Here is an 11116-nt window from a genome sequence, read left to right on the forward strand (position 1 = left end):
TTGGCCCAACGACTATACCATAGAAGCCGGGCTTCCGAACAGGGGGAATCGCGTTTAATTTGCGTCTTGAACCGGAAACTCATGCCAGGGCGGCCGCCGCGATATCGAATCGGCTTCGCCCTCTGACAGCCGCGCCCGCGCACGACAAAAAACGCGTTCCGCCCAAAGGCGAAACGCGTCCTCTTCTCCGAGTCTTTCCCGGCTCATCTCCGCCGGCAGCGGCGCTAGACGTTCAGCGCGTCCTTAAGCTTATCCGGCGAACGGTCCCACCACTCGGGGTTGTGCGCCACGAGCAGGCTCTTCAGCGCCCGCTTCTCGTCCGCGCCCAGTTCGTCGAGGATGTACCGGCGCTTGATGGCGTAATCGAGGTTGTTCACGTGCTGCGCGAGAATCTTCCATCCTCTGCGCGCCTCCGTATCGATCAGCATCGGGCACGCCGTCGCGCCCGCGTAATAAGCGCCTTCCTCGCCCCGGTCCACCGCGACCCAGACGATCCAGCACAGGCGGCCGTTCGGGACGTCCTCCTTGTTCGTGCCGAACTTGATGCCCCGCTCGATCTTGCTCTTCGCGTGCATCGCGCCCACGTCGATGTACGCCTCGCCGTTATCAATCATGACGCAGGCGACGTCGCTGAGGTCGATCGTCCCCGCGCCGAAGCCCTTATGTTCCTTATTGCTCACCACGTTGAGCGAAAGAGACTTCTTCTCTTTCTTCTCCGGCGGCTGCTGTCCGTTGTTTTGTTCGCTCACGCGCTCCGTTCAACTCCTGTCCCAAGCCTTGTTCATATGCCTTGCATTCCGCGTCCGGCGCGGTTTCCCGAAGATATAAGGCCTTCTTATCTCTCCATTCCAGAAACGCGCATAACCGCCGCAAGGACGGCTCGGCCGCTTCTTCCAACCCGTCCACACTTTAATTCCATTTTAGCTAATAATCCCGGAAAAGCAAACATATACATGCCTTAGATGCTTGTCAACGGGAGGGAATCTTAGAATGAAGCCACACCTCGCCAAACGTTTACTGCTCTTTGCCCTCGCCGCCGCGCTGATCGGCGTAACGGCGCCGGAAGGGTTCGGACATGCCTGGATTTCGCAATATACGTACGCCTCCGCCCCCGCGAAGGACGCGCCTAGGCCGGCCGCGCCTCCGGCGACGCAGCAGCCGGACAGCGTCATGCAGCCGAAGCCCGTCGCGCTCAGCAAGCGCGTCGCGGAATACCACATCGACGTGAAGCTGCAGGCGGATACGCACATGCTGCAGGGCGAGCAGACCGTCACGTGGACGAACCCCGGCAGACAGCAGGTGTCCGAGCTTTATTTTCACCTCTATCCCAACGCCTTCCGCTCCAAGGAGACGACGTTCATGCGCGAATCCGGCGGCAAGCTGCGGGAGGACAAGGCTACCGCGGACAGCACGGGCTACATGAACCTGACGGCGCTCGAGACGACGGAAGGGTACAGCCTGCTCCCCCGCCTGCACTTCGTGCAGCCCGACGACGGCAACCCGAACGATCTGACGCTGGCCAAGTTCAAGCTCCCGAATCCCGTGGCCCCGGGCAAAAGCGTCACGCTGCGCATGAAATTCGAGGTGAAGCTGCCCGAGGTGTTCGCGCGCATGGGGTACTCCGGCGATTTCGTCATGGCGGGCCAATGGTTCCCGAAGCTGGCCGTCTACGAGACCGCGGGCACGCGGGGCCGGACGACGGAGGGCTGGAACGCGCACCAGTACCACGGCAATTCCGAGTTCTACAGCGATTTCGGCATCTACAGCGTGAAAATCAACGTGCCTTCGTCCTACAAGGTGGCCGCCACCGGCTTCCAGGCGAGAGCGTCCGTCGTCCAGGACGGCCGCAAGACGTACCAGTTTTACGCCGACGACGTGCATGACTTCGGCTGGTCGGCCTCCCCCGACTTCGTCTATTCGGAGGAGCCGTACTCCACCGAAGGCGTGCCGGGCGTGCGCATCAAGCTGTACCTCGATCCGCTGCACGCCAAATACAAGGACCGTTACCTGCACGCCGCCAAGTCCGCGCTCGCCAAGTATGCCCAGTGGTACGGCGCCTACCCGTACGCGACGCTCTCCGTCGTCGTCCCGCCCAAAGGCGGCAACGGCGCGGGCGGCATGGAATACCCGACACTCGTCACGGCGTTCTCGGCGGAGAACGACAATCCCGGGTACGACCTCGAGCGGACCGTCGTGCACGAGATCGGCCATCAATATTGGTACGGCATGGTCGCCTCCAACGAGTTCGAGGAAGCATGGCTCGACGAAGGCTTCACCTCCTACGCGGAGGACAAGGTCATGGAAAGCGAATACGGCGTGGCGCCGAACCTGCCCGTGGAGTCCAGCTACATGACCGACCCCGCGCCGCTGAAGCAGTTGTCCTGGTCGTACCACGACAACAACCACTACGCCGAGAACGTCTACATCCGCGCCAAGCTCGTGCTCGTCGGCATCGAGAAGCAGGTCGGCGACGCGACGATGCGCAAGATCCTGCGGACGTACTTCCAGAAGTACAAGTTCAAGCATCCGTCCACCGCCGACTTCCAGCGGGTCGTGGAATCGGTGACGAAGACGAAGTGGAACGACTACTTCAGCCATTTCGTGTACGGGAACGCGATGTCCGATTATTCGGTCGCCGCCATCCGCGTCGCGCCGGTCCAGCAGGACGGCAAGGCGGCGTACGAGAACGTCGTGCTCGTCAAGAAGACCGGCGGCTCGAACGGGCCGGTGTCGATCGTGCTCCATTTCGCCGACGGCACGGTCATGCCCAGGGTCTGGGACGGCCAGGACGCCAGCGTCCAGTACAAGGTCGTCCATGGCGCCAAGCTGCTCTGGGCCGCGGTCGACCCGCAGAACGACAACGTGCTCGACAACAAGCACATCAACAACTTCATGAAGGCCGACCTCGATGAGAAAACCCGCACGCGCTGGAGCGTCGGACTATCGAAGCTGGCCGAGACGCTCTTCGCTTCCCTCGCCTGGTAACGCCCGCCACGATTAATGAAGGAGGTGATTGACGGATGAGGACGCATATCAAGCAAGGCTGGAAGCTGACGACGAAGCACTTCTATATCATTATCCTGCTGTTCCTGTACGAACTGCTGTGGGGCTTCTTCCTCTACCGGACGATCGAGGGCATCGCGGTGCCGCTGCTCAAGCGGTTTCCCGATTCGTACGCGGCCAGCAGCAGCGCCGTCTCACTGTTCTTGACGGAATCGCAGTTCCAGCTCATGAAGACCGACGCGTTCCGGCCGTACGCCCTGCTCTTCTGCGGGCTGCTGGCGGGGCGGATGCTCGTGACGCCGTTCCTGAACGCCGGCTTGTTCCACTCCCTGCACCGCGCGAGCGACGAGCAAGGGACCAAGTTCCTGAGCGGCATTCGCGCGGCCTGGAAGCCGGTCGCCCTGCTCTACCTCGCGGAGACGACGCTGACGCTCGCGCCGGCCGCCTGGCTCCTGCCCAAAGGGCTCGACCTGCTGCTGACGAGCGGCACGCTGACGGAATTCGCGAAGCAGGCCGGGCCTTGGGCCGGCGGATGGCTGCTCTGGGCGGTGCTGCTCCACCTGCTCTTCCTCGCGATGCAATTCGGCGCCGTCGCCGGGAGCGGCTCCATGCGCGGCCTCTGGCAATGCCTCGCGAACTTCCTGCCCTTCGCCGGCGTGTCGCTCGCGATGTGGGGCATCGGCGCCCTGGCGAGCATGACGATCGCCTCCGTGTCGATGCTGTGGGCCGGGCTGCTCGCGCTGGTGCTCCACCAAGGCTATCAGCTGATTCGCACGATCATGAAGGTGTGGACGGCGGCCTCCCAGTTCGACGTCTGGCAGTCCAAGCAGCCGTAACGCCGGGCGCGGCGGCCCCCCGCCTGCCCGTTAGGCGCCGACAGGCGAGCAGCCGCGCAGGAGACTGCGCGAATCGCATATCCTAGGACTTTCGCCCTGCCCCGTACGCGTCCGCGACGGGGCTTTTCGACGTCTGCCGAGCCGGGCGAAGCGCGCTGGCAGAGCCCGATCCTTTCGTAATCCGACAACGCCCGTTAACGCCGCTTCCGGCCCTGAAAACGGCGCTAATATACGAAAATGAGAGACAAAAGGTTGCATTCTAATAATTTTAATGTGTGAACAAAGGATGAACCTGGAAGGAGATGCGACAAAATGATCGAATAGTTAGCCGTGAGAAATGAAAATTTTGCCGAATTCCCTTGCAAGAGGGAAACGGGGGAACCATCCTGGGTGAATTGATCCCGACAGCCGGTCTGCCGAAGACCGCGCCTGCCAGAGGCGATCATAGGGAGCCTTCAACCGAACCCCACAGCTAACCTCGTAGGCACCGGAAGGAGTTTCCCGTTTTGAAGAAGCTTTACGCGCTAGTGATCGGTATCGCGATGCTGTTCGTCTTCCAAGCCGGCAGCGTGTCCGCGCAGTCGAAAATGGACGGCGTCATCGACGATCTGATCGGAACACCCTATGTTTACTCCGGCACGACTACGAAAGGGTTCGACTGCTCGGGATTCACGATGTACGTGTTCAAGAAACTCGGCGTCGACATTCCGCACGCATCCCGTTCGCAGGCCGCGCTGGGCAAGAAAATCGCCAAGGACGACCTGATCCCCGGGGATCTCGTATTCTTCAATACGACGGGTAACGGCATCTCGCACGTGGGCATCTACATCGGCGACGGCAAGTTCGCGCACGCGTCCACCAGCAGAGGCGTCGCGATCAACGGACTGAGCGATTCCTATTACGTGAAGCGCTACGTAACGGCGCGCCGCGTCATGAACCAGTCCACGTTCGAGAAATACGCGAACGACCCTGCCGACGAGCCGGGCGATAACGACGATTGATCCTAGCAAGACGCACGTATAATGCCGGCGAGGCGGGACGACCGCCCCGCAATGGCATTGCAGGCAAAGCCGCAGCTGCTTCTCTTCCCGAGACAAGCAGCCGCGGCTTTGTTTGTGTCGGCGGGAACGCGCGCGGTTACTCCCGTACGTAGCGGACCCACCAGAAGGTCGGGCCGACCTCGACGTTCAGCGCCTGGGCATGCGGACCGAACAGGTCCGCCAGCTCCGCGGGCGTCTCGCAGCCCTCGCCGCGGCGGTCGGCCAGCACGACGGTCGCCCCGGCCTCGAGCCGATCATGCCAGGCCCGCAGGAACGCGGCGCGCCCCTCCGCCGTCAGTTCCCCGAGACAGAAGCAGGCCAGCCCCGCCGGGAACGTCTCCGCCACAGCGCCCAGCTCCTCCCGTCTGACCGACACCGATACGGCCGTGGTGAGCCGCGGCGTCCGCGGTCCCGCGACGCGCAGCACGCGCCGGCCCGCCAGCGCGCACTCCACCGCATACTCCAGCCGCCGCCATTCCATGAAGCGCCGCTCCAAGCTGTCCCGCCATTTCGACATACCGGTCCCTCCTACCGCAGATGCACCGAAGCCTTTTTCCGTAGGCCTATATGTATGCGACTTAAGCTTGTCGATTGACCTGCCTAATAGTTCGAAAGATTCAATTATTTAAATTATTAAATAATTTAGCAAAATCTTTATTGACTTTCCCATCGCCTTAATTAATTGTAAATAATAGGTTACTGGCGTTTACAAGATTTATAGATTCGCATCTCATACCTCAAGCTTGGAAAGGGCGTGCATGTTCTTTGCGTAACCGTACCACAACCCGGAAACTGCTCTCGATTTCCCTGGCGGCAGCATTGACCGCGGGGATGAGTCTCCCGTATCAAGTCAGCGCTTCCGGCGAAAGCACCGGCTCCGTCACTCTCAAGGGCGGACCGAAACACCCGGCCTCGCCGATCCGCGGCTTCATCTCTCCCCGCATCGACACCGCCTCCTCCGCCAAAACGCGCGTCATCGTGACGCTCTCGGGCCAGCCCGGCGCCGTCGGCAGCTTCGCCAGCGCGAACGGCATCACGACGCTGACCGAGGAATCGGCCCGGCAGGCCGCCGACAAACAGCAGGCATCCTTCATCCAAACGGCCCGGAGCATCGGCCTCGACATGGCCGTCAACCATCAATTCAACACCGTGCTGAACGGCCTCGAAGTCACGATCGCGGCCAACAAGATTCCGGCGCTCGCCGCGCTGCCGGGCGTCACGTCCGTGTTCGAGAACAGCACGTATTACAGCGTGCCGGACGTCGCGCCGGCCGGCGATCCGACCAAGCCGCTCTACTACGACAACCTGCCGCTGGAGCAAATCGGGGCGGACAAGGCGTGGGAGGAAGGCTACACCGGAGCAGGGCTGAAGGTCGGCGTCATCGATACCGGCGTCGACTACACGCATCCCGATCTGGCCGGCGCCTATAAGGGCGGGTACGACGCCTACTTCGACGATAACGACCCGTACGAGGAAATCCCGGACGCGGAAACCGGAAATCTCGGCACCAGCCACGGCACGCACGTCTCCGGCACGATCTCCGGCCAGGCGAACAGCGAGAACGCGGAATACGCGCAGAAGGGCGTCGCGTACGGCGCCGAGCTCCACGTGTACAAGGTGCTGGGGTTCGATATGGAGACCGGCAAGTCCAGCGGCTCCTCCGCGCAGGTCATCGAAGGCATCGAACGGGCGGTCGAGGACGGCATGGACGTCATCAACCTGTCGCTCGGCTCGGACATCGATAAAGACGTGAACACGCCGGATGCCGCCGCCATCAACAACGCGGTGCTCGCCGGCGTCGTGGCGGTCATCGCCAACGGCAACGCCGGACCGGACTACTACACGATGGGATCGCCGGCCAGCTCCCAGCTCGCCATCTCGGTCGGAGCGGCGACGACGGAAGCGCCGTACTTCACGGGCACCGTCGCCAGCTCGTTCGATGCCGAGCATCCGGTCGGCACCCAAGCGATGGGCTGGCAGACCGGACAGGAGGATCTGGCCGCTTACTTGGGCACGGACCCGATCGGCGCGGTCTATGCGGGACTCGGCTACGACACGGACTACGCCGGCAAGGACGTCACGGACAAGGTCGTCCTCCTCTCCCGCGGCGACCTCGCGTTCGTCGACAAGGTCGCCATCGCCAAGGCGCACGGCGCGAAGGCGGTCATCGTATTCAACGGCATCAACGACGGGAAGCAGCCGAACCTGTCCGATGACATTAAGGACCGCAACGGTTTCTGCAACGTCCTGCTCGGTGATTTTACGTCGTTCATCCCGACCTTCGACATGGAGGGCGCTTACGGACGCAAGCTGGCCAAGCAGGTGCTGGCCCATCCGGAAACGGAGCTTACCTTCTCGTTTGGCGGCGTATTCGAACGGGGAGTGGGCATTGAGGGCGACAAGATAGCCGATTTCAGCTCCAAAGGCCCGAACTCCGACCCCGACTGGAGCATCAAACCGGACATCGTCGCGCCGGGCAACCAGATTTTCTCGACGTGGCCGGCCTACGGCAAGGACAATCCGAGCATCTCTTACGAGGACGCGTACAACCGCATCAGCGGAACGAGCATGGCAACCCCGCACGTCGCGGGCCTCGCGCTGCTGCTGAAGGAGAAGCACCCGGAATGGACGCCGTTCGACGTCCGCGCGGCGCTCGCCAATACGGCGGTCGAGATCACGGACTACGAAGGGCTTGCGTACGACGCCTATACGCAGGGCGCCGGTCGCGTCGACGTCTCCAAGGCGCTCGACACCCCGGCCCTGCTGGAGTCGATCGAGCACATCTCGATCATGGACGCTTACATGCACGAGCACGAGGTCGTCAACTACGGCTCCTCGACCAGCTTCGGGCTGATGCAGCCCGGCGAGACGAAGTCGGAGCAGCTGACGCTGAAGAACTTCTCCGGCGAGCCTGTGACATACACGGCCTCCGTCGTCCTGCACGACGATCTGTCGGATAACGGCGGCACGTTCGTGGAAGGCGACCCAAGCAAGCTCGGCCTCGCGCTGACCGGTCTCGGGGCGGACGGCACGATCACCGCCGGCGCTTCGCAGGCTGCCGACTTCGGGCTGACGGCCACACTGGCCGCTAACGCGCCGGACGGCCTGTACGAAGGCGAAGTGCTGCTAGAGAGCGCCGACGGCCAGCCGGCGCTGCATCTGCCGTTCGTCTTGCACGTAGGCGACGAGCGCGCGGACAACGGCTTCGGCGTTCAGGACGTCGTCGCCGCTCCGCCGACCGTCTCGCCGAACGGAGATGACTATCAGGATTCGACGTCGGTCTCCTTCAAGCTGACGGCGGAGGATGCGAATACGCTGATCATCGACGTCTACGACATGAACGACGATTGGGTTGGCAACATGTTCTATGAAGAAAACCTGGACAATAACGGAAAGCTGCAGCCGTTCGAACCGGATGACTACACCGTCGAAGACATCGTTGACGAATACGTTGACGACGAAGTCGACAATCAAGGGAACCCGGTCGTCAAGCATCTGAAGCCGGGCACCTACAAGCTGGATGTGGTCGCCGTTAATTTCGACAACGCGGGCAAGCCGAAAGCCGTCTACGAAGCTCTCGGAAACTACCGCATCCAAAGCGAGGACGAAGCCGCCCTGTCGCTCGTCGCGAAAGACTTCGCGCCGCAGGCCGTCAACGTCACTTCCGTTGGCGCCAAGGTGCTGACGCTTCCGGAGACAGAGGGCTACACGTACGCCGTCTCGGCCAGCAGCGACGAGAGCTACGTCAAGGACAACGTCCTGCTGAAGCGTCCTGGCAGCGGCGCGGCGGACGCGAAGCTCGACCTGACGGTCCGCATCGCGCTGACCGCGAACCCCGACAACAACATGACGGTCAAGGTACCCGTCACGATTCCGGCGGAGACCACCGTCTACATTCCGCCGGTCACGATGCCGTCGGCTCCGCCGGCCGCGGACGCGCCGAGCCCGTCGATCACGGCCATTGTGGCCCAGGGACAAAAGCAAGTCAACGTAACGCCGTCGGCGACTGATGCGAACGGCGGCATCCGCGCCGCGATCGGCGACGCCGGCCTGAGCACGGCGCTCGACCAATCGGGCAGCTCGCCGGCAGCGATCGTCGTGCCGGTCGCGAATCCCGACCGCAAAGCCGCAACCTTCGTTATCACCGGCGCGCAAGCGGCGCTGATCGCCAAAGCGCCGGCCGGCAGCACGCTGATCGTCGGCAGCGGAGACGCCGCGATCGCGATTCCGGCCGCTCTGCTGGCGAACGTCCCGGCGGACGCATCGCTCGAGATCAACATCGCGCCGCAGGATGCAGGCGCCTTCTCCGCCGATGCGGACGGCGTCCTGATCGGCAAGCCCGTCGCCTATACGGCGAACGTCGTGAGCGGTACCGGCTCGACGCCGCTCGAAGTCTCGGCCGGACAGCGGATCGCCCGCTCGTTCACGGTGCCGGGCAGCATCGCGGCCAACACGGCCGGCGTGCGCTACGAGGAGAACGGCGAGGTCTTCGCGGTCGCGTCGGTATTCGCGCCGCAGACGGACGGAACGACGGTCGTCACCGTCAGCCGTCCGGGCTTCTCGACCTACGCCGCAGTCAGCCGCGAAGCGAGCTTCGCGGATATCAAGGGCAGCTGGGCACAGCCGCACATCGAGGCCATGGCCCGCAAGCTGCTCGTGAACGGTACGTCGGCGACGGCGTTCTCGCCGAAGAAGACCGTCACGCGCGCCGAATTCGCGGCGATGCTGACGCGCGCGCTCGGCCTGAGCGCGCCGGCAAACGCGACATTCGCCGACGTGAAGCCGTCGGACTGGTTCGCGAAGGACGTCGAAGCCGCCTATAGCGCGGGCATCGTTACGGGCTACGGCGCCGACAGCTTCCGGCCGAACGACGCCGTCACGCGCGAACAGCTCGGCGTCATGCTGGCCCGCGCGATCGACCTGCTCGGCGTCAAGCCAGCCGGCACACCGTCGCGCGTCGCGTACGGCGACGGCGCCGACATCGCCGGCTATGCCAAGGACGCAATCGCGAAGGTAACGGACGCAGGCATCATGCAGGGCATGACCGCCGGCGGCGTCTCGTACTTCCACCCGAACGAGCCGACGACCCGCGACATGGCCACCGTCGCGCTTCGCCAGCTGCTGAAGCAAGCGAAGCTGATCGAGTAGCGCGCAAGCGCCCCGATCGCACCTGATATAAGCGACTTACAAGAAAGACCGTTCCTCGGACTTGTCCGGGGGACGGTCTTTTTTATGCCTGCATCGGCGGACCGCAGGGCGGATTTTCGCCCGTGCCGCGATTATGTTATCGTGGAAGGAAAGCGCTGCCGGAATTTTCCCGTCAGCCGAGACGTATCCCAAAGGAGCTGCTGACGCATGTCCCTTTCCTCTTCCCCGCTCGCGGGCTTTCATCCGACGCTCGCCGGCTGGTTCGGCCGCGCGTTCGGCGAGCCGACGCCCGTGCAGCGCGACGCCTGGTCGGCGATCGCCGCCGGCCGTCATACGCTGATCGCCGCACCGACCGGCTCCGGCAAGACGCTGGCCGCGCTGCTGCCCTGCCTAAGCCGCGTCGCGCTGGCCAAGGAGGCCGCCATGGCGCGCGGCACGGGCTGGCCGGCCGGCGTGCGCGTGCTGTACGTCACGCCTCTCAAGGCGCTCAACAATGACATCCAGCATCACCTGGTCGGCTTCCTCGGCGAGATCGAGACGTACGGCGCCGAGGCCGGCCATGGCGCCTGGCCGGGCATCCGCACCGCGGTCCGCACCGGTGACACGCTCCCGGCGGAGCGGGCGCGCATGGCGAACCGGCCGCCCGACGTGCTCGTGACGACGCCGGAGTCGCTTTATTTGCTGCTGACGTCGGACAAGGGCCGCCGGATGCTGCGCCTGGCCGAGGCGATCGTCGTCGACGAGATCCACAGCCTCGCCGGCGACAAGCGCGGCGCGCACCTGTCGCTGTCGCTGGAGCGGCTGGCGGCGCTGGCGCCCCGCGCCCTGCAGCGCATCGGCGTGTCGGCGACGCAGAAGCCGCTCAGCCGGGTCGCGCGGTTTCTGGGCGGCTGGGCGCCGGCCGGCGAAGGCGAAGCGGGCGCGGAGCCAGCAGGCGGCGCGCAGGCGGATGGCGGAGCCGGCGCGGACGGCCGCGATGCGGGCGGCGAGCGCGGGCAGACGGCCGCCCGCATCGGCACGGCCGGCAGCGGGCACGCGAAGCGCGCAGGCGATGCGGCTGCGGGCGCCGAGGCTGGGCCGCCCGGCGGC

The 11116-nt window shown here is 64.2% G+C and carries 7 protein-coding genes and 1 riboswitch; of the genes, 5 read left to right on the top strand and 2 right to left on the bottom strand.

What is annotated here, in order from left to right; translation table 11 throughout:
• Positions 1-224: 224 nt before the first annotated feature.
• The gene (locus tag ACFPB1_RS22135; protein ID WP_379228291.1) at positions 225-749 is read right to left on the bottom strand and encodes a YwhD family protein; all 525 of its coding nucleotides are present in this window, start codon (positions 747-749) and stop codon (positions 225-227) included.
• A gap of 241 nt (positions 750-990) precedes the next feature.
• Between ACFPB1_RS22135 and ACFPB1_RS22140 the strand changes: the two genes are divergently transcribed.
• From ACFPB1_RS22140 to ACFPB1_RS22150, 3 genes are all read left to right on the top strand, one after another.
• On the top strand, positions 991-2985 hold the full coding sequence (locus ACFPB1_RS22140; RefSeq protein WP_379228292.1) for a M1 family metallopeptidase: 1995 nt from the start codon (positions 991-993) through the stop codon (positions 2983-2985).
• Between the two features lie 35 nt (positions 2986-3020).
• Positions 3021-3839: a hypothetical protein gene (locus ACFPB1_RS22145; protein ID WP_379228293.1), complete on the top strand. Its 819-nt coding sequence runs from the start codon at positions 3021-3023 to the stop codon at positions 3837-3839.
• Between the two features lie 337 nt (positions 3840-4176).
• A riboswitch (cyclic di-AMP (ydaO/yuaA leader) is annotated at positions 4177-4341 on the top strand.
• Between the two features lie 4 nt (positions 4342-4345).
• Complete coding sequence (locus tag ACFPB1_RS22150) at positions 4346-4840, top strand: C40 family peptidase (protein ID WP_379228294.1); 495 nt, start codon at positions 4346-4348, stop codon at positions 4838-4840.
• A gap of 136 nt (positions 4841-4976) precedes the next feature.
• Here ACFPB1_RS22150 and ACFPB1_RS22155 read toward each other — a convergent pair whose 3' ends face one another.
• On the bottom strand, positions 4977-5396 hold the full coding sequence (locus ACFPB1_RS22155; protein ID WP_379228295.1) for a hypothetical protein: 420 nt from the start codon (positions 5394-5396) through the stop codon (positions 4977-4979).
• A gap of 314 nt (positions 5397-5710) precedes the next feature.
• Here ACFPB1_RS22155 and ACFPB1_RS22160 point away from each other — a divergent pair, with 314 nt between their 5' ends.
• Both ACFPB1_RS22160 and ACFPB1_RS22165 read left to right on the top strand, forming a co-directional pair.
• Positions 5711-10027, top strand: a complete 4317-nt coding sequence (locus tag ACFPB1_RS22160) for a S8 family serine peptidase (protein WP_379228297.1) — start codon at positions 5711-5713, stop codon at positions 10025-10027.
• A gap of 207 nt (positions 10028-10234) precedes the next feature.
• Positions 10235-11116 (top strand): DEAD/DEAH box helicase (locus ACFPB1_RS22165; RefSeq protein ID WP_379228298.1); only part of this gene is annotated, 882 nt, incomplete at its 3' end.

The sequence above is a fragment of the Paenibacillus sp. GCM10023250 genome, from assembly GCF_042653205.1.
Taxonomy (GTDB): domain Bacteria; phylum Bacillota; class Bacilli; order Paenibacillales; family Paenibacillaceae; genus Paenibacillus_Z.